We start from the raw sequence: 24,595 nt of genomic DNA on the forward strand, positions 1-24,595 counted from the left end.
TTTATATTCTCTCCACCTATGCTCCTCTCCTGCCCCCGCCCGTTTCCTCCCCCTCCCCACCCGCCACGACCCGTGGTCACGCGCCGGCCGTCAGCCCAGCCCGCGCACCCACTGCGTCGACGACCCGTACATCCACGACCCCGAGTGGTCGACGATCTTCCACACACCGCCCTTGGCGACGGCGCTGCTGACGCCGTCGGCCTCGACGACGATCTGCTCGCAGCCGTCCTCCGTCGCGTAGGGATAGGCGGAGGCACGGTAGGTCTTGCCGTTCGACCCGACGTACGAGATCGCCAGGTCGTCCCAGACGCTCACGGCCGGGTCCCCGAGCGAGCACCCGACGAACCACGCATCGACGAAGGAGACCCCGTCGACCGTCCCCGCCTCGGTGTCCCAGAGAGACTGCATCCAGAAGTTGCCCACGAACCACTTGCCGGGCGCGTAGGGGTCGGACCGGCTGGAGTCGACCCAGAGCGTGGCCGGCTTCGAGTAGGTCGTGCCTGCGACGTTCGACACCCGAACGCGGTAGTCGGCGAGCGTGTGCTTGGAGCGCGCGGTGAACGCGTAGGACGACGAGGTGCGGTCGGACACGTTCTTCCACGTGCCCGACTCCGCCGTCCGCACCTGCCACTGGTACTTCAGCCTGCCGCCGGTCGCGGACGCCGAGAACCGGGCGGACTGGCCGGTGGTGACCCACAGCGCGTCGGGCTGGTTCGTCACCCTGGGCGTGCTGACGCCCACGGGCCAGGCCACCGTGGCGGTGGCCGCGCTGGTCCGGGACGACGTCGCGTACCCCGGGCGGACGCCGGTGACGGTGACGGTGATCTTCTTGCCGTGCTGGGCCGACGTCAGCGTGAACGACGACCTCGTGGCGCCCTTGATGGCGGTGCCGTTCGCCTTCCACTGGTACTTCCACGACGTCGGTGCGGGGCTCCAGGTGCCCTTGCTGCTCACCTTGAGCGTGGAGCCGACGCGGACGGTCCCGGAGACCTGGGGCGCGGAGGTCCTGGGGTAGACGCGCAGCACGGTCGTGCCGGAGCTCGTCACGGTGCGCGTGGTGTAGCCGCTGCGGCTGCCCGTCACGGCGACGGTGAGCGTCCTGCCGGCGTACCTCGACGGGATCGTGTACGTGGAGCGCGTGGCGCCCGGGATCGACCGGCCGCTGATCTTCCACTGGTAGCGGTGGGTCGTCGCCCCGGGGTTCCACGTCCCGCGCGACACGGAGACCGTGCTGCCCGCCTTGACGGTGCCCTTGACGGTCGGCCTCGGCGCCGACAGCACCCCCGGCGCGACCTTCGTGCCGGCGCTCGCCCTCGTGACCGTGGTGTACCCGGTCTTCTTCCCGGTCACCTTGACGGTGAGGGTCCGGCCCTTGGCCGTCGACGGCAGCGTGTAACTCGACCCCGTGGCGCCCGAGACCTTCGTGCCGGACACGTACCACTGGTAGCCCAGCGTGGTCCCGGAGGTCCAGGTGCCCGGCTTGGCGGTGACCTTCGAGCCCACGCGCACGGTGCCGCTGATCGTGGGCGTCCCCGCGGACAGGCCGGCCGCGACGACGACGGCGGTCCGGTCCGACGTGAGCGTCCGGGACGTGTAGCCCTCCGCGGCGCCCGACACCGAGACCGCGATCGTCCTGCCCAGGTCGGCGGCCGTCAGGGTGTACGTCGGCTTCGTGGCCCCGCTGACGGGGTCGTGGCCCCGCCACCACTGGTACGTGAGGGTGGCCGCCGGCTCCCAGGAACCGGCCTTCGCGGTGAGGGTCTGCCCGAACCTCGCCGTCCCGCTGATCGTCGGGGCGTCGGTCACGAGCTCGCCCTCGGCCACCGTGCCGGCGGCGACGACCACGACCGACGCCGAGGTCGCGCCGTCGACGGCGCCCTCGGGAGCCGTGCCGGTGACCTCGACGCTGACCTGCTCGCCGACGGTCGCGGGCCCGAGCGTCAGCGTGGGCTCCGTGCCCTCCGCGACCAGGGAGTCGCCGGCGAACCAGCGGTAGGTGAAGGCGAGCCCGATCCCGGCCGGCGCCCACAGCTCCGGCCGCGGGTCGATCGCGACCTCCTCGCCGACCTGCAGCGTGCCGTCGACGAGGAGCTGCTCCGCCGCCGGGGCGACGACGTCCGTCGGGGCCACCGTCGGTTCGTCCGCGGCCTCCGTCGCGACGACGGACGCCGAGGCCGGTGGTGCGACCAGGAGCGGTGTGACGACCAGAGCCAGGGCCGTGACGAGCGCCGCCGCGCGACCGCGACGTCGTCGCGCCGCCGGGTGGAGAGGTTCCACGGGTCCTCCGAGGATCAGCGGCCGGCGGAGCGACCACGAGACGAAGCACGGCCGTCGTGGCCACGACCGCTCAGGGCCGGTCGCCTCGTCGCGCGGGCGCGGTCCGGCGGTGCTGCACGTCAGTATGGGGAACCGCGAGGGACGTTCTACGACATATCCACCCAGGTCAGCGGTTTTCACCCGGCCGCACCGGGTGAAACTCCGTCGACGACGCAGGGCGGCCCGCAGCACGCTGCGGGCCGCCCTCCCCCTGCGGTCGTCGTGCTCGGTCAGCCCAGCGTCACCGCGTCGAGGGCGTCGACGAGGCCGTCACCGAAGAAGCTGTTCTCCTCCGGCGTCCCGACGCACGCCGGCCCGACGGGCGTCGTCCCGCAGGGCCGGTCGTCCGCCTGGTCGCGCACGGCCTGCTCGAGCTGGGCGGGCGTCCAGTCCGGGTGCGCGGACGTCATGAGCGCGAGCACGCCCGCGACGTGCGGCGACGCCATGGACGTGCCGCTCTTGGTGTCCCACGTGCCGTTCAGCTCGGTCGAGACGATGGCGCTGCCCGGGGCGGCGACGTCGATCTTGCCGAGGCCGCGGTTGGAGAAGGAGCTCAGGGCTCCGGTGCTCGTGACGGACGAGACCGTCACGACCCCGTCCGCCTCGGTGGGGATGTCCTCGCAGCCCGAGTTGATGGTGCGGTCCACGGCCGTCGAGTCGTTGGGGCTCGACGTGTCGCGGGTGTTGTTCGCCAGGTCCGTGGACGCGTTGCCGGCCGCCGCGGCGTGCACGGCGCCCCGGTCGGTGGAGAAGTCGATCGCGCGGCGCACGGCCTCCTTCACCGCGGCCTGGTCGGGCTGGTCCTCGCACCAGTACATGAACGGGTCGATGTAGTACGAGTTGTTGGTGACGTCCACGCCGTGCAGGCCCGCCCAGACGAAGCCGCAGACGGCGTACTCGGGGTAGATGAAGCCGTCGTCGTTGACGACCTTCACGGACGCCATCTTCACGCCCGGCGCGACGCCGACGATGCCCAGCCCGTTGTCGGCCGCCGCGATCGTCCCGGCCACGTGGGTGCCGTGGTCGGACGTCGTGGGCAGCCAGCCGGTGGCCGACGTGTCGGGGCGCCCCGCCGCGGTGCAGTTCACGGACGCCGCCGTGTCGACCTGCGTCGCGAGGTCGGGGTGCGTGGCGTCGATGCCGGAGTCGAGGACGCCGACCAGCACGTCCGGCGAGCCCGGGTTGATCTCGATCGCCCGGTCGGCCTTGATCATCGCCATGTCCCACTGGGTGGCCTCGCCCGGGTCCGGGACGGCCGTCGCGCCGGCGCCGTCCTCGGCGACGGCACCGGGCTTCTTGGTGACCTTCGCCTTCCACGGGCCGCCCTTGGCACCCGGGACGTCGTCGGCGACGGCGGGCGTGCCCTCGCTCACCGGGACGGTCCGGGTGACGCCGACCGACTCGACGGCGTGCCCGCGCGCGAGGCGCACGACGTCGGCGCGGAAGTCCGCGCGTGCCGCGTGCGCGACCACGACGCCGATCTCGGGCCACGACTGGACGACGACGCCTCCCGCCGCCTCGACGGCCCGCTCCGCGAGACGCGTCTGGCCGGGGTTCGCGTGCTTGGCGTTGACGACGTAGGAGAAGGTCTGGCCGTCGGGGGTGGTCACCGGGACCGGCGTGGACGGCGGCTCGGCCGCGGTGCCGCCGGCGACGGCGGCGCTTCCGGCGCCGGCGATCAGGAGGGCCGTGGCGGCGCCGACGGCGACCAGACGCGCGCGATGGGTGGTGCGCAGGCTCATGGTGTCCCCTTCGAAGAGGTGCGGTCGCCTCGTTGCGACCGTCACCAGGTGACGGTAGAGCGCCCGGGCCCCCAGAGCCCGTCGAACGCACCGCCGGGTCGGCGTCGCGGGTTTTCTTGACGTCCGGGTAACGCCCGGGTGAACCCGGATGAACACTGTCCGATCATCAGGAGACGCCGTTCAGTTCGGCACTTTTGCGGCCTGTCGTGCCCCTAATCTCGGATCCCGTGACCAGCCCGGCACGCACCCCGGTGGTCCTGCTTCTGCCGTGCATGGTCACGGCACCGCTTTCGCATTCTTGAGGAGGTCGTCGCATGACGGACGCTGTCGTGGTGGGCTCGGGGTTCTTCGGCCTGACCGTTGCCGAGAGGCTCGCCGAACAGTACGGCGCGAACGTTCTCGTGATCGACCGGCGCCACCACGTCGGCGGCAACGCCTACAGCGCTCTGGAGCCCGAGACCGGCATCGAGGTCCACCAGTACGGCGCCCACCTGTTCCACACGTCGAACGAGCGGGTGTGGGAGTACGTCAACCGGTTCACGGCGTTCACGAGCTACGTGCACCGGGTGTACACGACGCACCGGGGCGAGGTGTTCCCGATGCCGATCAACCTGGGCACGATCAACCAGTTCTTCCGGTCGGCGCACGGCCCCGACGCGGCGCGGGCGCTCATCGCCGAGCTCGCGGGCGAGCTCGCGGGCAAGGACCCCGAGAACCTCGACGAGCAGGGCGTGTCGCTCATCGGGCGGCCGCTGTACGAGGCGTTCATCCGCGACTACACCGCCAAGCAGTGGCAGACCGACCCCACCGAACTCCCCGCGTCGATCATCAAGCGGCTCCCCGTGCGCTACACGTACGACAACCGCTACTTCAACGACACGCACGAGGGCCTGCCGGTGGACGGGTACACCGCCTGGCTCGAGCGGATGGCCGACCACCCGCGCATCGAGGTGCGGCTCGAGACGGACTTCTTCGACGAGGGGCAGCCGGTCAACAAGGCCGCGACCGTCGGCCAGGTGCCCGTCGTCTACACGGGCCCCGTCGACCGCTACTTCGAGTTCACCGAGGGCGAGCTGTCGTGGCGCACCCTGGACTTCGAGCAGGAGGTCCTGCCGGTCGGCGACTTCCAGGGCACCCCGGTCATGAACTACGCCGACCTGGACGTGCCCTATACGCGCACCCTCGAGTTCCGCCATTTCCACCCCGAACGCGAATACCAGCGCGAGAAGACCGTCGTCGTACGGGAGTACTCGCGTTTCGCCGAGCGCGGCGACGAGCCGTACTACCCGGTCAACACCTCGGCGGACCGCGATCGGCTGCAGCTGTACCGCAAGCACATGGAAGGCGAGAAGGACGTGTTCTTCGGCGGCCGACTGGGTACCTACCAGTACCTCGACATGCACATGGCGATCGGGTCCGCCCTCTCCATGGTCGACAACAAGCTCGGCGCGGTCTTCGGGGGTGCGGCGTGACTCTCCTGGCACAGCTCGAGACGGCCTCGGAGGCCGAGGTGTCCCGCCGCGTCGTGCACCAGGTGGTGCTGCCGCCGGACGCCGACCCGGACACGCTCCCGCTGTACGTGGACTTCACGATGGCGCGCGCCGCCGAGGAGGCGCACCCGGACGTCGCGCCCGCCGAAGCAGGAGCCGAGGTGCTGGGCCGCAGGTCGCTGCGCCTCGACCACGGCCGCGAGGCGTCGTTCGGCACCTACTTCGGCGCGTTCCCCGCCGGGTACTGGCGGCGCTGGACCGACGTCGCCGAGGTGCGGCTCAGCCTCCGGCTCTCGGGGCCCGCGACCGTCGCGGTGTACAAGTCGAACGCGCGGGGAAACCCGCAGCGGGTGCGGTTGATCCACAGCGTGGACGGCGTCGTCGACGTCGACCTGACGCTCGCGTCCTTCGGCGACGGCGGCTGGTACTGGTTCGACCTGTACGCCTCCGACGGCGCCGTGACCCTCGAGTCCGCGGAGTGGAGCGTCGACGGGTCGTACGCCCGCAAGCAGGGCACGGCCTCCATCGCGATCACCACGTTCAACCGCCCCGACTACTGCGTCGCGCAGCTGCACGCGCTCGGCGGCGACGAGGGCCTCCAGGACGTGGTGGACCGGATCTACGTGGTCGACCAGGGCAGCAGGCTCGTCCAGGACCAGCCCGACTTCGCCGAGGCCGCCGCCCGGCTCGGCGGCCGCCTGTCGCTCGTGCGCCAGGGAAACCTCGGGGGCTCCGGCGGCTTCTCGCGGGGCATGGCCGAGACGCTGCAGGCCGGCGAGTCCGACTACGTGCTGCTGCTCGACGACGACGTCGTCTCGGAGCCCGAGGGCATCGCCCGCGCGGTCGCCTTCGGCGACTTCGCCCGGACGCCCACGATCGTGGGCGGCCACATGTTCTCGATGTTCGAGAAGTCGTGCCTGCACACCTTCGGCGAGCGGGTCAACCGCTACTCGTTCTGGTGGGGCAAGATCGAGAACACGTTCGACCGGCACGACTTCTCGCTGCACCCCCTGCGCACGACCCCGTGGCTGCACCAGCGCGTGGACGTCGACTACAACGGCTGGTGGATGTCGCTGATCCCGGTCGAGGCGCTGCGCACGGTGGGCCTGTCGCTCCCCGTGTTCATCAAGTGGGACGACGCCGAGTACAGCCTGCGCGCCACCGACCACGGCATCCCGACGGTCTCCCTCCCCGGGGCCGCGGTGTGGCACGTGCCGTGGGTCGACAAGGACGACGCGATCGACTGGCAGGCCTACTACCACCAGCGCAACCGGTGGCTCGCGGCCATGCTGCACTCGCCGTACCGCGGCGGCGGCGAGCTGCCGCGGGCGAGCTTCGTCGGCGACGTCAAGCACCTGCTGCAGCTGCAGTACTCGGCCGTCGAGCTGCGCCTGCGGGCCCTCGAGGACCTGCTCCAGGGCCCCGAGCACCTGCACGCGACGATCGGCTCCACGCTGCCCGAGGTGCGGGCGCTGCGGGCGCGGTTCGCCGACGCCGTGGTGGAGAAGGACCCGGGGGCCTTCCCGCTCACCCGGCGCCACCGCCCCTCCCGCCGAGGCAAGGTGCCGTCGGCTCCCGGAGGGAAGCCGCGCGCGCTCGCGTCGGCGCTGACCGGGATGGCCAAGCAGCTGCGCGCCGTGCGGCCGGAGGCGCTCGAGGTGCCCGAGGAGAGGGTCTCGACCACCGCGGCCCGGTGGTGGCGCCTGTCGCACCTCGACTCCGCGGTCGTCACGTCGGCCGACGGCACGGGCGCCTCGATGTACGTCCGCGACCCGAGGAAGTTCCGCGCCTACCTGGTCCGCAGCCTGCGGCTGCACCGGCAGCTGCGCAGCCAGTGGGCGCCGCTGAGCCGGCGGTACCGGAAGGCCATGCCGTCGTTCACCTCGGTCGACGAGTGGCGCGCGACGTTCGACACCCACGGTGTCGACGAGAACGAGTGAAGACACGATGCGGGCACCGCGCAGGCATCACGAGCAGGCAGGGACACAGCGCATGACGGATCCGGCGAAGAAGTACGACGTCGCCATCCTCGGATGGTGGTACGGCAAGAACTACGGTTCGATCCTCACCTACTACGGGCTCAACCGCGCCGTCGAGAGCCTCGGCCGCTCGGTCCTCATGGTGCACGAGCCGCTCGGCTACAACGGCTACCGGGTGCACTGGCCCACGGACATCGTCTCCATGGACTTCGCCCGTCGCGTCGGCTACGAGCACACCGATCAGGAGCACCACTCCGCGCTGCCGCGCCTGAACGACGTCGCACGCACCTTCGTCGTGGGCAGCGACCAGCTGTGGAACCCGCTGATCGGCCGGGTCAACGACGACCTGTTCCTGGACTTCGTCGCCCCGGAGAACCGCCGGGTGGCCTACGGCACGTCGTTCGGGAACCGCGGTACCGACAAGTTCAAGGTGCCGTTCGTCGCGAAGCACGCCGCGAACCTGCAGCAGTTCACCGCGATCTCGGTGCGCGAGGAGTACGCGATCGACACCGCGCGGGACGTCTTCGGCGCCAAGGCGGCGCTCGTCGTCGACCCTGTCTTCCTGCTGCCCGAGGAGCACTACGCCGGCCTCGCCGACAAGGCGACGGTGGCTCCCGGGGGCGAGTACCTCGCGGTCTTCTACCTCGACCCCAACCCGGAGAAGGTGTCCGTCGCGCGGGCGATCGCCGACAAGCTGGGCTTCGACAAGATCCTGGTGATCCCCAACCCCGACGAGGGGCGCGAGAAGGTGACGTCCCTGTTCGTGGACGAGCCGCGGGTCGAGGTCCTGGCCGAGGACGCCCCGGAGAACTTCCTGCGCGCGTACCGCGACGCCGGCTATGTCGTCACCGACAGCTACCACGGCTCGGCCTTCGCGGCGATCTTCGAGAAGCCCTTCTCGTCGATCTACAACACCAAGCGGGGCGCCGACCGGTTCAAGAACCTCATGGCGGCGATGGGTTTCGACGACCAGCGCCGCGTCCTGGAGTCCGACACCGCCGAGACGATCTCCGAGAACGAGTACGTCACCCGGGAGATCGACTTCACGAAGGCCCGCGAGTACATCGAGTCCGGCCGGGCCTCGTCGCTGGAATGGCTGAGGACGGCGCTGGACCCCGAGGCCGAGGGCTCCGCCGCGATCCGCCGCTTCCAGCGGTTCGCCCTGGACAACCCCGCGTTCAGCGCCAACGGCAAGGCCTGGCGCGTCTCGCGCAAGGCGCGCGGCACCCGGCTGAAGGTGGCCCGGGACGGCGCGGCGGTCGGCAACCACGCCTGGACCGCCCTGCCGGAGCCGCTGACGCCGGGCTCGGCGTACCAGCTGACGATCGACTGGACCCCCCGGACCGACGCGCCGGCCGTCAACCTCCACCTCCGCAACCCCGAGACCGGGCAGTTCCGCGCCGTCGGCAAGGTGAACGTCGCGCAGGGCTCGGGCACGGCGCGCCGGGACGCGGTCACCTTCACCGTCTCCGACCCGGGATTCTCCGAGATCATGCTGGGCGCGCTGCACTTCACCGGCCGCAACGCGGGCGCCGAGGTGCGTGGCATCGAGGTCGTGGAGGTGCCCGCAGCCGTCGCCGCCGCGGCACGGCGGAAGGCCTCGGGCAGGCCCCCTGCCAAGGGCTTCGCGGGCCAGGCCAGGGCGCTGGCGCTGGCGGACTACGAACGCCAGGTGCGTTCGTACGATCGCGCCCGCTCGGCGGACAGGATCTCGGGTGCCCGGGCGCGGATGATCTTCCACGCCCACGCGATCGAGAAGGGTCTGAGCCGGAGCAACTTCCGCGCGGGCTTCGGCAAGATCGCGGTCCCGGGGCTCGCCAAGGAGATGAACTCCTGGCTGGCGTCCGGGTTCAGCATCGACGACCCCTACCTGCAGAGCTCCGCGGCCGTGATGAAGACCTACTTCGAGCGGCACGCGGCGCTGCAGCACGACGTCTCCGCCTTCCGTCAGCTCTTCTCCGGCGCGGCGCAGGACCTCATCGACACCACCCGGCACCACGAGGGCGGTGTGCTGCCCGCCGAGCAGACGCGCGAGATCCGCCTCGAGACCGACGACTCGCGAGGCTTCCTCGACGTGGTCTACGGGCGGCGCAGCGTGCGGGAGTTCACCGACGAGCCCGTCAGCGACGCGGACGTCAGCAGGGCCGTGCAGATCGCGATGCAGTCGCCGTCGGTGTGCAACCGCCAGGCCGCCCGCGTGCACCAGTTCCAGGACCCGCAGGTCATCAGGTCGGTGCTGGACATCCAGGGCGGGTTCAACGGCTACGAGATGCCCCCGCGCCTGCTGCTGGTCACCGCCGACCTCGACGCCTTCCTCTTCGCCCCCGAGCGCAACCAGCCGTTCGTGGACGGCGGGCTGTTCATGATGTCGCTGCTCCTCGGCCTGACCCAGGTGGGCCTGGGGTCGTGCTCGCTCAACACCGCGATGGGGAGCGCGAAGGACGCCGCGATCCGCAAGATCATCGACGTCCCCGACAACGAGGTGTTCATCTCCTTCGTCGCGGTCGGCCACTACGACCAGCAGGTCCTGGTGCCGCGGTCGAAGCGGACCCACGTCCAGGACGTCCTCGTCCGGCACGCCGCCGGTTGAGTCCGCCGCCCCGCCGTCGGTCGAGCGACCCACGGCGGGGCGGCGTCAGCCTCCCGCGGTACGGAGCGCGGCACGCACGCCGTCGGTGACCTCGGGGGTGAGGGTGCGGGCGAACGTCGCGGTGAGGTGACCGTGGTCGAAGTACGCGACGACCCCGCCGACGACGGGGTGGCAGACCTCGTCGTCGCACATGAGGTCGGTGACCTCGCGGACCGTCACCAGCCCGGAGTCGTCCGCGCGCCCGGCCGCGGCGAGGGGGTCCGGCTCGAGCGCCTGCGACGGCGGCGCCCCGCAGGCGTCCCAGGACACGGGCCCGGCGGCGAGGCAGTCGGGGACGTCGTCCGGCATCGCGGGGGTGTCGCGCAGCACGAGCACGGGGATGCCGGCGTCGGTGAACGTGGACAGCGTGTCGGCGTAGGCGTCCTGCGCGGCGCCGGCCTGCTCGGGCTCCGGGACGCCCGCCAGGAGCTGGTTGGTGCGCGCCGACAGGACCACGAGGTCGTACCCGCCGTCGACGACCGAGTCGACCGCCCAGCGCGTGGTGTCGAGGCAGCCCTGCGCGTCACCGGCCGCGTCGTACTCCAGCAGCCGCTCGACGGGGTAGCAGGACGACTGGAGGTACGTGTCGACCTGCCAGTCCCCCGCGCCCTCCCCCGCCTCCAGGGCTGGAGCCCAGTGGCCCGCGTGCGAGTTGCCGAGCAGCGCGACCCGCACGGGGGCCCCGTCGGAGCCGTACGTGCAGCTGTTCCGGGTCGTGAACGGCGGGTCGTTCCAGCAGTCGTCCGCGTAGACGGCCGGCTTGTCCTGCGCGGCCGCCTCCGGCGGCGTGAGCAGGCCCTGGACGTCGCAGGACGGGTCGCGGGCGGCACCGGCCCCCGCGCACGCACCGGCGTCGGCGACCCGCGCGGGGGCGGACGCGACCGCCTCGCGCACCCGCTGGTCGGAGGCGGACGCCGCCGAGACGCCCCAGACCGCGGAGACACCGACGCACACCGCGAGCAGCCCGAACGTCGCGGCGCGCCGGCGCACCAGCACCGGCTGGCGGCGCAGCGGGTCCTCGACCCACCGCTTGGTCAGGGCGGCCAGCACCAGCGACGCCACCACCACGGCCACCAGCTCGACACCCCCCATCGCGCGGCCGAGCGCGTAGGGCACGACGACGATCAGCGGCCAGTGCCACAGGTACACGCTGTAGGAGACATCGCCCAGCCACTGCACCGGGCGCAGAGCGAGCAGCCCGCCGGGCCCGCCGCGGGCGCCGTCGGCGGCCGCCGCGATCACCAGGGCCGTGCCCACCGTCGGCAGGGCGGCCGCGACGCCGGGGAACGGCGTCGTCCCGTCGAAGAGGACCACCGCCGCCACGACCGCTGCCAGCCCCGCCCACGCCGCCGCCGCCCGGACCGGAGCCGGCGGCTGCCACGGCCGCACCGTCACCGCCGCGGCGACGAGCCCGCCCAGCGCGAGCTCCCACAGCCGGGTCGTCGTGACGAAGTACGCCGCGGACGGGTTCGTCGCGGTCAGGTGCACCGACCACGCGAGCGACACGACGACGACCAGCCCGACAACCGCCGTCGGCAGCCACGCCGACAGCGACGCCGGACGGCCTGCGCCGCGCCGGCGCCACCGCACCGCGACCCACACGGTGAGTCCGATCAGCACCGGCCACAGCACGTAGAACTGCTCCTCGACCGACAACGACCAGTAGTGCTGCACGGGGGACGCCAGCTCCTCGGCGGCCAGGTAGTCCGTCGCCGACCGCGCCAGCGCCCAGTTCTCCATGTACAGCGCCGCGGCCGCGACCTCCCGCGCCACGCGGGCGTGCATCGTCGACGGCAGCCACAGCAGCGTCGCCGCCAAGGTGGCCACGAGCACCACCGTCGCCGCGGGGATGAGGCGACGCACCCGCCGTGCCCAGAACTCCAGCAGGTCGCCCACCCCGCGCACCGGCCGGCGCAGCAGGTGCGACGTGATGAGGAAGCCCGAGATGACGAAGAAGACGTCCACGCCCACGTAGCCGCCCGTCACCGTGCCCGGCAGCAGGTGGTAGACCAGCACCGCGCTCACCGCCAGCGCACGCAGGCCCTGCACGTCGGTGCGGACCTCGGTGCGCGTCGGCGTGCCCGCCGACGAGCCGGCGGGGACGGGCGGGGACAGGATGGTCACGCAGCGCTCCAGGATCGGGTCGGTCCCGACGCGACGGCTAGGGGCGTGGCGGCCCGACGGGCCGGCGCACACTCCCGCGGGGACCGCCTCGGAGAATAGCCCGCCGACCGGTGACGGGCGCAGTCGGGTCCGGTCGCGGGCACGGCGGGAACCGGGCCTTCACGACACGTCCCGGACGTCTCCACGCCATGTCCGGTCCACCGTCCCGCCGACCACGAGCGGTTCGTCCGCTTGGCGATGTTTCCCGGCGCACGGGGCCGGACGGGCGGTACCCGACGCCCCCGCGGAGGCGGGTATCCTCTCCAACGACATTCAGCCGTTCAGACGGCGTTCACCGGAGCTCCGCCCCCCGCGGTCCCCCGGCGCACCTCTCACCGCCGTGGCCTGGTCCCGTTCGAGGATGCTTCCTCCCGGGCTCGACCACAGATCGAAAGGACCTGGGCCCCATGCCTCTCGACCTTGCCGTGATCGGCCTTGGTTATGTCGGACTGCCGCTCGCCCGGGAGGCGGTGCGTGCTGGCCTCCAGGTGCGCGGTTTCGACGTCACGACGTCGGTCGTGGACGCGCTCAACGAGGGGCGCTCGCACGTGGACGACATCTCGGACGCGGACGTGGCCTCGATGGTCGAGGCGGGGTTCCGCGCGACCGCCGACGTGGAGGACATCCGTGGTGCGGGCGCCGTGGTGATCTGCGTGCCGACGCCGCTGGGGCAGGACGGCGGGCCGGACCTGGGTGCGGTGATCGCGGCGACCCGCACGGTGGCGGGGGTGCTCGAGCCCGGCATGGTCGTGGTGCTGGAGTCGACGACGTACCCGGGCACCACGGAGGAGGTCCTCAAGCCGATCCTCGAGGAGAGCGGCCTGCGGTGCGGCGAGGACTTCCACCTGGCGTTCTCGCCCGAGCGGATCGACCCGGGCAACCCGACGTACGGCATGAAGAACACGCCGAAGGTCGTGGGCGGGCTGACCCCGGAGGCCACGGAGCGTGCCGCGGCGCTGTACTCGCGGTTCGTGGACACAGTCGTCGTCGCCAAGGGTGCGCGCGAGGCCGAGACGGCGAAGCTGCTGGAGAACACCTACCGGCACATCAACATCGCGCTGGTGAACGAGATGGCGCGGTTCTGCCACGAGCTGGGCATCGACCTGTGGGACGTGATCCGGCTGGCGAAGACCAAGCCGTTCGGGTTCCAGGCGTTCTACCCCGGCCCCGGCGTGGGTGGGCACTGCATCCCGATCGACCCGAACTACCTGAGCCACAACGTGCGCTCGCGTCTGGGCTACCCGTTCCGGTTCGTCGAGCTGGCGCAGGAGATCAACGCGACGATGCCGTCGTACGTGGTGCGGCGCGCCCAGGACATCCTCAACGAGGACGCGAAGGCGATGCGTGGCTCGCGGGTGCTGGTGCTGGGCGTGACGTACAAGCCGAACATCGCCGACCAGCGGGAGTCGCCCGCGGTCGCGGTCGCCCGGGCGTTGGTGGCCCAGGGCGCCGACCTGGTGTTCCACGACCCGCACGTCGCGCAGTGGCACGTCAACGGTGAGGTCCTGGACCGGGTCGCGGACCTCGACACGGCCATCCTCGACGCGGACCTGGTCATCCTGGTGCAGAACCACAGCGCCTACGATGTCGATGTACTGGCGGAGAAGTCGGTGCGCTTCTTCGACACGAAGGGCGCGACGACCCACCCCGACGCCATCCGGCTCTGACCGGCGGGCCGGAACGGACCGGCGCCGAACACCTGACGTCGAAGGAGCCCCATGCGCGCCCGAAGCCTCACGGCCCTCTCAGTGGTCGCCGTGGCAGCAGTCGTGGGCGTCGTCGCCGCCCTCCTGGGCAGCGCCGACGTCGCGCTGGCGGTTCTCGTCGCGCTGGTCGGCGGGGTCGCGGGGGTCGCGGTACTGACCTACCGGCGGGCCGGGACGGCATCCGCTCGCGCGCAGGCTGCCGAGCAACAGCTTCGTGAGCTCCGCAAGGAGCTTGCGCGCGAGCGCAAGGTCACCACGTCGGCGACCGCGCAGCTCCGTCGCCAGGTGGCACGCACCGACACGTCGGTCGCGCGGTGGCGCTCCGACCTCGAGGCGACGGTGCGCGCCGACGTCGTGCCGCCGCTGGGCGAGGTCTCCGCCAGGCTCGACGGTCTGGACGGCGACGTCCGGCACCTCCGGCGACGGGTCGAGAACGTCCGGAGCCTGGTCCATGCGGCGCGGCCGGGGACCCTGCTCACCCAGATGCAGGCGCTCGATCAGCTCCGGTCCAAGTTCGACGTCTCCGGCCCGCTCCCCGACGTCGGGGGCTGGGCCCTCGATCCGACCGCGCTCGTCTGGCTCGTCGACGAGATCGAGCGTCGGCGTCCCGAGCACGTCGTCGAGTGCGGGAGCGGCACCTCCACCTTCTGGATCGCCATGGCCCTGCGCCAGAACGGCCGCGGCCGGGTCACCGCGCTCGACCACCTGGAGGGGTACGCCGCGCGAACCAGGTCGTCCCTCGAGCGGCACGGGCTGTCCGAGGTGGCCGAGGTCCGTCACGCACCTCTGGTGACGACGTCTACCCCGCGTGGCGAGTTCCCCTGGTACGACGTCGACCCCGCGACCCTCGGGGCGATCGACCTGCTCGTCGTCGACGGACCGCCCGAGGCGACCGGCCCGCTCGCCCGCTATCCCGCGCTCCCCGTGCTGCACGGGGCGCTGCTCCCCGACTCTCACGTCCTGGTCGACGACGTGCACCGCGAGGACGAGAGGAAGGCGATCGAGCACTGGCTCGAGGATCTGCCCCGCCTCCGGCGCGCCGAATACAGGAACGATGTCTCCGAGGTGCTGACCTATGAGTAACCTCGGCTGCCCGCCCGCCCCCTGCACGAAAGCCTTCGAATGACCGTCGACTCGCGCGCCGTCCCGGACGTCTCGGCCTCCGCCGAGACCTCCGGCGCTGCTCCGCGCGCCACGCGCTTCCGCCCCGACGTGGAGGGACTCCGCGCGATCGCGATCGGGAGCGTGCTGCTCTATCACGCCGGGATCGTCTTCATCCCCGGCGGCTTCATCGGCGTGGACGTCTTCTTCGTCATCTCCGGATTCCTCATCACGGGCCAGCTCGTGCGCGAGCTGGAGCGGAGCGGCCGGGTGTCCATGATCCGCTTCTACGCCCGCCGAGCACGACGGCTCCTGCCCGCCGCGGCGCTCGTCCTGGCCGTCACCGCCGCCCTGGTGTTCTTCGTGGGCAGCATCGTCGACCGCCGGGTCTTCGGCGGCGACATCGTCGCGGCCGCCGCCTACGTGGAGAACTGGCGTCTCGCAGGTCGCGCCGTCGACTACCTGGCGGAGGGCGTCAGCGTCTCGCCGGTGCAGCACTTCTGGTCGCTGTCCGTCGAGGAGCAGTTCTACATCGTCTGGCCGCTCCTGCTCGTCGTCGTGGCTTTCCTGGCGCGGCGGTTCCACTGGCCCGCGCGGATCGTGATGGCCGCCGGCCTGTGCCTGATCGTGGTCCCGTCGTTCCTCTGGTCCGTCATGATGTCCACCTCGAGCCCGGCCAACGCGTTCTTCGTGACCACGACCCGGCTCTGGGAGCTCGGGATCGGCGGCCTCGTGGCCGTCGGAGTCGCGATCTGGCCCCGCGTGCCGCGAGCCGTCGCTCTGATCCTCGGCTGGGGCGGCATCGCGGCCATCGTCGCCGGCGCGCTGCTCCTCGACGAGACGGCCGTCTGGCCCGGCTCCCTCGCGCTCGTCCCGGTCCTCGGCACCGCGGCAGTGATCATCGCCGGGGCGAGCAGCTCGGCCCCCGGGTTCCTCGGCAACAAGCTCATGGTGTGGCTCGGCGGCCTGTCCTACTCGCTGTACCTCTGGCACTGGCCGCTGCTCATCGCCGCCACCTGGGTGTGGGGCGAGCTCGGCCAGAAGCGCGGGCTGCTCATCGTGGTGCTCGCCGTCATCCCCGCCTGGCTGTCGTACAAGCTCGTCGAGAACCCTGTGCGGCGGATCGCCCAGGAGCGCTGGTCGCCCCGGATGACCCTTTCGGTCGGGCTCAACCTGACCGCCCTCACCGTGATCGCCGGGCTCCTCCTCATGAGCGGCACCCCCACGAGCGCCCCGGCGAACGCCAGCGTCGAGGGCAAGGGCGCGCAGAGCCTCGAGATGAAGGACGGCGAGGCCACCGGGATCCCCAACCCCGACACGGTCGAGAGCTTCACCCCGCTCCCCCAGGACGCCGCCGCCGACAAGCCCGACGCCTACGACCGCGGCTGCCAGGTGGACCAGAAGGTCGCCGTCCCCAAGCCCTGCGCCTACGGCTACCGGGAGGGCAAGACGCACCTGATGCTCCTCGGCGACTCCAAGGCCCTCCAGTGGATCGACGCGCTCGACCCGATCGCGAAGGACCACGGCTGGAAGCTCGACGTCGCCACCAAGAGCGCGTGCGGCTTCTCGAGCGCGCAGATCAACGACGGGCAGGGCGACCCCTACGTGAGCTGCACGCAGTACAACGAGGCCCTGCTGCAGATGGTGCTCGACGAGAAGCCCGACGCCGTCATGGTCTCGCAGACCACGAGCTACTCCTACGACAGCGCGGGCGAGCGGACGCAGGACGCGATGGTCGAGGCCCTCGAGTCCACGTGGAAGACGCTCGAGGACGCCGGGATCGACGTGATCGCGATCGCGGACAACCCCGACCCGGTCGATCTCCCGGCCGGCGACGGCGAGGTCTACAAGTGCGTCGCCGAGTACATGGACTCCCTGTCCAGCTGCGCCTTCTCCAAGGAGGCCGGGCTCGACAAGAGCGGCACCCCGGCGATGCTGGCGACCGCCGACCTCCTGCCGTCGGTCGACGTCGTCAACATGAACGACCTGGTCTGCACCGACGTCTGCCCGCCGGTGATCGGTGACATCCTCGCCTACCGGCAGGGTTCGCACCTCTCCCGCACCTACGTGAAGTCCACGACCCCGATCCTCGAACGACGCCTGACCCCCGTGATCGAGGAGGCCCGCGCGTCGTGAGCCGGCGGACCGAGCACGGCGCACCCGGGGGCGCGGGTTCCACGACGTTCGTCACGCACCCCGACGTCGTGCTCGCCGCGGCACGGCACGCCGAGGGCCTCGGGGCCTCAGGTGGCCGCGTCACCTCCCTGGCGCTCGACATGCAGGCGCCCACCGCCCGGGAGATCGTCGCGCGGATGATCGACCCGCACGCCGACTACGCCGCGGTCGTCGGGGCGGCTCTCGACCCCTCGTCCGACCTCCTCGGCACGGAGGCCGGACGGACCGGTGAGCTGCTCTGCTCGCTCGCCCGGATGGTCGGGCACCAGCAGGCGACCGAGGACGACGTGCCGCACGCGCTGGCCCTCTTCGCCGCCGCTCGACGGCGCCTCCCCGTCCGCCGCTGGTCCGTCCCCGACCGTCGCGCCCTCGCCCAGCTCCTGTGGGCTCACGGCGAGCACGACACCCTGCGTCGCGACGCGGCCCTGCTGTCGTCTCTCGACGCCGGGACGCGGGCGTTCTTCCGGCTCGACCTCCACGGCGAGGAGCACGGCGTCGCGTCGGAGTCGTGGCTCGCCGAGCTCAACGACAACCTCCGGGCCTTCGGGATCGACCCGGTCGGGCTGACGCCGGAGGGCGCCACCCCCTTCGACCGCCTGCAACCCGGAACGACCCGGACGGCAGGGCCGGGCCCGCTGATCACCGTGGTGATGCCGGCCTACCGGCCCGGACCGGAGTCGATCACCGCGGTGCGTTCCGTCGTGCAGCAGACATGGCAGGACTGGGAGCTGCTCGTCGTCGACGACGCCTCCGGCGACGAGTTCGAGGCCGTCTTCGCGCAGCTCCAGGGCCTGGACCCCCGGGTGCGCGTCCTGCGTCAGCCGGTCAACCGGGGCACCTACGCTGCGCGCAACCGCGCGCTGGAGGAGGCCCGCGGAGAGTTCGTCACGTTCCAGGACACCGACGACTGGTCGCATCCCGAGCGGCTCGAGCGACAGGTCCGCCCGCTCCTCGAGGACCCGTCCCTCCTGAGGACGCTCAGCCGCTCCCTGCGGTGCGACGACGACCTCGTCTTCCAGCGCCTGGGGAACGACCCGGTCCACGCCAACGCCTCGTCGCACCTGTTCCGGCGCTCCGTCCTCGACACGGTCGGCCGCTTCGACTGGGTGCGCAAGAGCGCCGACACGGAGTTCGACCTGCGGCTGGAGGCGGTGTTCCCCGGCCGCCGCCTGCAGCTGCAGGAGCCCTTGGCCTTCGTGCGGCTCCAGGTGGACTCGCTCTCCCGCAACGACGTCCGGCCCGGCTGGATGCATCCCACGCGCGTCGAGTACCGGGCTGCGACGATCCACTGGCACCGGCAGATCGAGGCCGGGGCGAGCCCGCGGATCCCCGCGGACGTCACGCAGCGCCCGCTGACGGCGCCGCGCCCGTTCCTGCGGGACGTCGGGCTCCCGGAGCAGGGGGTCGACGTCGCCTTCGTCGCCGACTGGACGATGGACGGCGCCACCCAGCGCACCGCGCTCGCCGAGATGGCGGCCCTCGCGCGCACCGGCCTGCGCGTAGGTCTCGTCCACGTGCGCAGCGCGTTCAGCGAGGCGCCCCGTCGAGCGCCGCTGTCCCTCGCCGCGCGCCGCGCCCTCGCCGACCGGACGCTCACGTTCGTGTCCCTCGAGGAGCAGGACCACGTGCCGACGATCGTCGTCCGGCAGCCCGACGTCCTCGAGTTCCCCACGTCGCGCCCGGTGGCCCTGAGCACGGACCGCGTGGTGGTCGTCGCGGACGCGGGGTCGCGTGCGGCCGGCGGTCCCGGCGTCCGCTGGGTCGCCGAGGACTGCGAGCGGAACGTCGAGACGCTCTTCGGCGTCGCCCCGGAGTGGATCGCCCCCGACGATCCCGCGCATGCGTACCCGCGGGTCCTCGACGTGCCGCGGTGGCCCGGGACGCTGCCGCGCCGGTTCAGGAACGACCGGCCGGTCGTCGGCTGGATCTTCGGCGGCGAGCCGTCCGCGCTGCCCGACGGCGCCGCCCGTCTGCGAGAGGTCTTCCCGGTCGACGGCACGGTCGACGTCCGCCTTCTCGGGAGCCGCCGCGTCCTCGCCGGGGGCCTCCCCGCCGTCCCGGCCGAGTGGCTCGTCTACGAGACGGGCGAGGTCACCGCACGGCAGCTGCTGCACCAGGTCGACGTCGTCGTCGCCTTCCCCCGAGCGGTGACGGCCGAGGCGCTGCGCACGGTGGAGGAGGCGCTCGCCGAGGGCTGTGTGCCGGTCGTCTCGCCAGAGCTCGCCCCGCACTTCGGCGACGCCGTGCTGACGTGCGCACCCGACGAGGTCCCCGGCCTCGTCGGACGGCTGCGGGCCGACGAGGCCGCCTTCCGCGAGCGGTCGCGCCGTGGATGGCGGTGGGCGGACGAGCGGTTCGCGGACTCCGGGCGACGCGTCGTCGACGCACTGGGCCTGGCGGCCCCGTCGTCGAGCCCGACCGGATCGCCGTAGGTCAGCGGGCGGCGCCGGCCTCGCGCTCGGTGGCCTCCAGCCGGACGGCGCCGACGTCGGCGACGACGCGCCGCGCCATCGCGTCGGCGTGCTCCGCGTGCGCGGCGGCGGCCCGGTCGCTCTTCTTCTGACCCGCCAGGACGAGGTCGGCCTTGGCCGCCAGCCGTGCGGTGCCCTCGTCGATCCGCGCGGCCAGGGTGCGGCCGACGCTGTGGACCAGGCCAGCCCCGAGGACGGCGGCCACGCCGAGCGCGGCCCCGCCCAGCTCGGTGCTGGAGGCCGCGAAGCCGACGGCGGCGACCACGCCGGCCAGCGCGGTCAGAGACGTGAGGACGTTGGTCCTCGAGAGCTGGGGCACGATTGCTCCTCGAACTCGGTCGACAGGGATGATGGGGCGCAGACCGCCATGGTCACAGCGGCCGCTCGGGGATCCGTTCCTCGATCGCCGCGACGGTCCGTGCACAATTCTGCCGGTCCCGCCGCGGGAACGCCGCGTCGATGCGTGCCGTGTAGACGGGATCGGGCCGGCAGTCCCGCTCGAGCAGGCTCTCGACGGCGTCGAGCGTGTCGTCGAGGGTCCGCACGACCGGGCCGAAACCGTCCCGGTCGTAGTCGAACCACGTGGGCGACGAGTGCTTGCTCTCGAACTCCTCCTCGTCGAAGCGCGCGTACACGATCGGCGTTCCCAGGTACGCCACGTCGAAGTGCACCGACGAGTAGTCCGTGACGAAGGCGTCGCACCCCCGAATCAGGTCCTGGAACGACACGGCGTCCGTGTCGGCGATCTCGATGCGCTCTCCCGCCACGGGGGCACCCACGAACCTGGACGCCATGTTGTAGTGGGGCACGAACGTCAGCCGGTAGTCGTACCGTTCCAGCATGTCGTGCAGTCGCCGACTCTCCAGGAGGCCCGACATGAACCGCTGGTAGGTCGACCCCTCGTAGGGGACGTCGCCCTCCTGCGACGCATGGAGCGACGTCATCGCGAGGTAGTTCCGCCAGGTCGGCATGAAGAGGACGGTCCGGCTGGGCGCGGTCGGCGTCAGCGCGTCGTACCGCGGCATCCCCGCCTCGACGAGCTGGCGGTCGTACCCCGACGCGGCGCGCAACGCCTCGGTCTCCCGCGGCATGACCGTCAGGCAGACGTCGTAGCCCGTCGTGCCGCGCTTCACCGCGTTCGGGCTGAGGTGGACGCCGTGCTTGAGATACACGCGCAGGGCCCCGACCCGCCAGACGATGTGGCGCGTGTAGTCCTTCACGTCCCACCCGTCCGGCACCAGGTAGCCGATCATGTAGGCATTGGCCAGCACGGTGGCGTGCAGCAGGAGCAGCTGGTGCTTCCACGACGAGTGGGCGACGACGTGCCCGTACGGGGCCACGCGGTCGTACTGGGGGCTCGACCGGTCGATGACGTAGTAGGCCCGGCGCCGGAGGCCCGACTTACGGAGGTGCCGGAACAGGTGCACGCCGTTGTCCTGCGCGGTGTCCTTCCGCTCCCCGACCAGCCAGATCTCGCGCCCCGCGAAGAACGGCCGGGTCACGAGCCGGAGGAAGCGGAGCCACCGCATCCGCCGGCCGGCGGACCCCCGGGCGATGAACCCGGCGTCCTTCTTGAGCAGCATGCCGGCCCACCGCAGGCGCGCCGCGAGCCCCGATCCCTCCTGCGTGGTGAGGAATGCTGCGGCTCCATCGCCGATGGTGTGCAGCAGATACCTGACGGTGGTCGCCCCTGCACGCCCGGAGGCCTCGGCCGCAGCTGCGCGCATCCCGACCGTCCGCGCGCTGATCAGCGCGCCGCCGCGGGGCCGGAGGTTGCGACGCAGCCGGAGCTCCGGCACCACGGTGTCGAGCTCGATGGCGAAGTGTCGGTGGCCGCTCCCCGTGCCGACGAGCGGGAGCCGGGTCCGCAGGCCCGCCCACTGCGCGTCGCCGCGGTTGCCGACCCGCGGGGTCAGCCCGACCGGCCCCGACCGGGCGACGTCGCCCGACGGGCCGGTCAGGGCGAGGCGGTACCGCCAGGGCGGCTCGGGCATCTCCGAGCCGAACGCCACGGAGAGGAACCCCGTGATCTCGACGTCTCCGTCGGCGGGGTCCAGCGCCTCGAGCCACGGTGTCGCCGCGGACAGCGCGAGGCGCCCCAGGAAGTCGGCGAGCTGCGATCCCCGCGTCACCTCATGCTCCGCGAGCATCCGCTGGACGTAGCGGGCCACGCTCAGCTTCGTCCCCCGGTCCGTCCAGAGCAGGAGGGGCATCGGGCTGGTGAGGGACAGCTCCTCCAGCCGCTTGACCTCCTGCCACAGATGCCGGGACCACTCGTCGAGCTTGTCGGGTCGCGGGAGGGTCGCGACGGTGCCGTAGACGGCACCCGAGGACACCAACCAGTCGCACGCCGCGTCGTTGTGGTCCCGGCTCAGGTTCGACGCCGACTCCACGGCGGCGGCCTCGTGGCGAAAGGCCGCCTCGCTGACGTCCGTGCCGGGGTCGTGCACGACCGCGATCGGGGCGCGGCGGAACCGGGGCATCTTGCGAAGCGCGGCCAGAGCAGGCGCGAGGATCCCCGCCCGGCTCTCACTGACGATGAAGACGAGCGCCATCGTCGGTCTCGGCGCATCCACGTCGCTCACCTGCACGTCGTCCACGGGCCGCTCCGGCTCCCTTCCTCCATGGGTCACGACGCCCCACCGCCTCCCGAAGTCTGCCGGACGCCCCTCCGCCGGTCCACCCATCGCCACCACAGGACACGGACGCCACCGGCCGTGCGGACCGAGCGAGCCACCCGCTCGCAGTTGTGGCGGTCGTGGTAGCGGACCGACCGCTGCGCGCGGGCCCAGTGCTCCTCCGACATCGCGAAGCCGGCGGCAGCCGTCGCCTCGACCTCCTCGACCAGCCGGTCGACGTCGGTGACGATCATCCCCGGGAGGTCCGCGTCCAGGTCGAGGAACGACCCCTGGTCCCCGAAGAACCGCTCCTGGTCGAACTGGAAGTAGAGGACCGGTCTCCGCTGCAGCGCGAAGTCGAAGGCCACGGACGAGTAGTCGGTGACGAGGCAGGCGTGCTCCCGCAGGAGCGTCTGCACGTCGACCGCCCCCTGCTGCAGCACGCGGACGCCGTCCACGTCGAACAGGTCGACGTAGTGCCGCATGTTCGGGTGGAGGATGAACGTCACGCGGAGGCCGTCGCGCATCGCCTGCGCCAGGCGCGGGTGGCCGAGGAACTCCTGCCACCGCGCGCGGTACTCGCTGTCCAGGAACCGGTCGCGGTTCCCCAGCCACTCGCGCCAGGTCGGGATGACGAGCAGGCCCCCCGGGTCCCGGTCCAGGGGGGCGAGCAGCTGGTCGAACCGCGGCAGCCCCGTCACCCGCACCTGCGCGGGCCGGTACCCGAACGCGTCGACGGCGACCCGGTACTCGCGGTCCGAGCTGACATGGAAGCGATCCGTGGCGAAGCCCGGGGCGAAGCGCCCGTAGTTGGCCGTCATGTTCTTGGTGCCGGAGATCCCGTGGCGCAGGAAGACCCGCACGGCCCGCACCCGGGCGACGACGGCCGGGTGCCGCGACGGCAGGAGGTACTCGGCGTGGTGCGTCCCGGCGAGCCGCGACGCCAGGAACGCCACCCGGACGTGCTCGCGAGAGCCGTGGATGACGACGTTGCCGAGGCCGTCGAGCCTGGCGCGGTCGGGTGCGTCCTCGGCGACGACGTAGTAGGCGCGTCGCCGCGGCTCGTGCTCGCGGAGCCACCGGAACAGGTGGTAGCCGTTGTCCTGCGCCTTGTACGGCAGCTCCCCGACGAGCCAGATCCCGAGGAACGGCCGGACCAGCGGAAGGAGCCAGGCGAGACGGGTCCACCGCCGCAGGGAGGCGAAGACCTCCGGCGACATCCGCTCGACGCGCACCGACACGTTGGCGCCGCGGAAGGTCTCGTAGGGAAGCAGCTGCGTGACGACGCCCCCGACGACGGCCCGGCCGGGCCGCAGCACGACCTGGTGCGCCCTCGTGCCGACGCGGCGGGTCTGGACCCGGCCCTCCTGGTCCTCGACCTCGATGCTGAGGTCCAGCGTCTCGTCCCGCGGGTCGAGGCGCGCCACGAGCGCGGACACCGGCAGGGCGACGGACCCGCGGTGGACGAACCGCCCTCGGTCCCGACGGGACTCGTCGGGCATCGCCGCGAGGGGCACGTCGACGTCGTATCGCCGCCCGGTCTCGCGGGAGACCGCCACGAGACGGGCCCTGCGTGCGCCTCGGTCGGGCCCGCGGACCCGCAGCCGCAGCGCCACGCCGTCGGCGCCCAGGCGCAGCTCGTCCACGTCGATCAGGAACTTGCGTGCGGGGGCGCCCCCCAGGAGCACGCTGAGGTTGCCGTTCTGCGTCACGGCGAGGCGGTCGTCGGCCGCGGCGGCCCCGGACGACCGCGCGAGGTCGACCCGCGTCGTCGACCGGAAGTTGCCGAGGCGGACGGGCGCGGGTGCCTGGGCGGCGCCCCGGTCCGGGGCCGCGCCACCCTGGGCCGGCACCAGGTGCATCCACAGGTCGGCGACGTCGTCCCCGGGCACGGAGCGCCGACGCAGCTCGTCCAGCGACAGCCGCGCCGAGAACGTCTCGCGCCCGCTCGCAGGCACCCGGACCTCGGCCCCGCTGTCGCGAAGGACCGCGGACACCTCGCCGACCGTCCAGCCGGGGCGCGCCGAGGTCCCCTCGACGACGACCTCACCGTCGCGGATGCCCACCTCGAGAGACGTCTTGTCCGGCCCGACCACCCCCGCCGGGCGCAGCGCACGTGCCGTTCGACGGGCCCATCGGCGGAGCAGCCCTCCTCGCCTCACCGCCGTCGCGCCGCGGGGACGACGAGCGCAGGCCTGCACGTGC

Annotated in this window: 13 protein-coding genes; 7 read left to right on the forward strand and 6 right to left on the reverse strand. The window is 72.4% G+C overall.

The annotated features are described in order from the left end of the window. Positions 1-90: 90 nt before the first annotated feature. Both ACFCZN_RS16910 and ACFCZN_RS16915 read right to left on the reverse strand, forming a co-directional pair. Entirely contained in the window at positions 91-2,277 is a 2,187-nt protein-coding gene (locus tag ACFCZN_RS16910; RefSeq protein WP_430557512.1) for a hypothetical protein, read from the reverse strand. 269 nt (positions 2,278-2,546) lie between these two features. Next, complete coding sequence (locus ACFCZN_RS16915) at positions 2,547-4,058, reverse strand: S8 family serine peptidase (protein WP_430557513.1); 1,512 nt, start codon at positions 4,056-4,058, stop codon at positions 2,547-2,549. A 314-nt stretch (positions 4,059-4,372) separates the two neighbouring features. Here ACFCZN_RS16915 and glf point away from each other — a divergent pair, with 314 nt between their 5' ends. The 3 genes from glf to ACFCZN_RS16930 are packed head-to-tail and all read left to right on the forward strand — an operon-like array spanning position 4,373 to position 10,117. Next, on the forward strand, positions 4,373-5,530 hold the full coding sequence (gene glf, locus ACFCZN_RS16920; protein ID WP_430557514.1) for a UDP-galactopyranose mutase: 1,158 nt from the start codon (positions 4,373-4,375) through the stop codon (positions 5,528-5,530). Further along, positions 5,527-7,488: a glycosyltransferase gene (locus tag ACFCZN_RS16925; RefSeq protein WP_430557515.1), complete on the forward strand. Its 1,962-nt coding sequence runs from the start codon at positions 5,527-5,529 to the stop codon at positions 7,486-7,488. Before glf ends, ACFCZN_RS16925 begins: the two co-directional genes overlap by 4 nt. Positions 7,489-7,540: 52 nt before the next feature. Then, positions 7,541-10,117: a polysaccharide pyruvyl transferase family protein gene (locus tag ACFCZN_RS16930; protein WP_430557516.1), complete on the forward strand. Its 2,577-nt coding sequence runs from the start codon at positions 7,541-7,543 to the stop codon at positions 10,115-10,117. Positions 10,118-10,162: 45 nt separating this feature from the next. On the opposite strand, the gene ACFCZN_RS16935 is transcribed toward ACFCZN_RS16930, so the two are convergent. Beyond that, positions 10,163-12,280, reverse strand: a complete 2,118-nt coding sequence (locus tag ACFCZN_RS16935) for an acyltransferase family protein (protein WP_430557517.1) — start codon at positions 12,278-12,280, stop codon at positions 10,163-10,165. A 446-nt stretch (positions 12,281-12,726) separates the two neighbouring features. Here ACFCZN_RS16935 and ACFCZN_RS16940 point away from each other — a divergent pair, with 446 nt between their 5' ends. From ACFCZN_RS16940 to ACFCZN_RS16955, 4 genes are read left to right on the forward strand one after another with little or no spacing between them, the layout of a single operon-like run. Further along, positions 12,727-13,986, forward strand: a complete 1,260-nt coding sequence (locus tag ACFCZN_RS16940) for a nucleotide sugar dehydrogenase (RefSeq protein ID WP_430557518.1) — start codon at positions 12,727-12,729, stop codon at positions 13,984-13,986. Positions 13,987-14,037: 51 nt separating this feature from the next. Further along, the gene (locus ACFCZN_RS16945) at positions 14,038-15,108 is read left to right on the forward strand and encodes a class I SAM-dependent methyltransferase (protein ID WP_429764635.1); all 1,071 of its coding nucleotides are present in this window, start codon (positions 14,038-14,040) and stop codon (positions 15,106-15,108) included. Positions 15,109-15,147: 39 nt separating this feature from the next. Next, positions 15,148-17,262: an acyltransferase family protein gene (locus ACFCZN_RS16950; RefSeq protein ID WP_430557519.1), complete on the forward strand. Its 2,115-nt coding sequence runs from the start codon at positions 15,148-15,150 to the stop codon at positions 17,260-17,262. Further along, positions 17,259-19,733: a glycosyltransferase family 2 protein gene (locus ACFCZN_RS16955; protein ID WP_430557520.1), complete on the forward strand. Its 2,475-nt coding sequence runs from the start codon at positions 17,259-17,261 to the stop codon at positions 19,731-19,733. Before ACFCZN_RS16950 ends, ACFCZN_RS16955 begins: the two co-directional genes overlap by 4 nt. Position 19,734: 1 nt before the next feature. On the opposite strand, the gene ACFCZN_RS16960 is transcribed toward ACFCZN_RS16955, so the two are convergent. From ACFCZN_RS16960 to ACFCZN_RS16970, 3 genes are read right to left on the reverse strand one after another with little or no spacing between them, the layout of a single operon-like run. Then, on the reverse strand, positions 19,735-20,091 hold the full coding sequence (locus ACFCZN_RS16960; protein ID WP_429764632.1) for a hypothetical protein: 357 nt from the start codon (positions 20,089-20,091) through the stop codon (positions 19,735-19,737). A 52-nt stretch (positions 20,092-20,143) separates the two neighbouring features. Then, on the reverse strand, positions 20,144-22,348 hold the full coding sequence (locus ACFCZN_RS16965) for a CDP-glycerol glycerophosphotransferase family protein (RefSeq protein WP_430557521.1): 2,205 nt from the start codon (positions 22,346-22,348) through the stop codon (positions 20,144-20,146). A 53-nt stretch (positions 22,349-22,401) separates the two neighbouring features. Further along, positions 22,402-24,456: a CDP-glycerol glycerophosphotransferase family protein gene (locus ACFCZN_RS16970; protein ID WP_430557522.1), complete on the reverse strand. Its 2,055-nt coding sequence runs from the start codon at positions 24,454-24,456 to the stop codon at positions 22,402-22,404. Positions 24,457-24,595 lie beyond the last annotated feature (139 nt).

It is taken from the genome of Isoptericola sp. NPDC056134, from assembly GCF_042264825.1.
In the GTDB taxonomy this organism is placed as follows: Bacteria; Actinomycetota; Actinomycetes; order Actinomycetales; family Cellulomonadaceae; genus Isoptericola; species Isoptericola nanjingensis.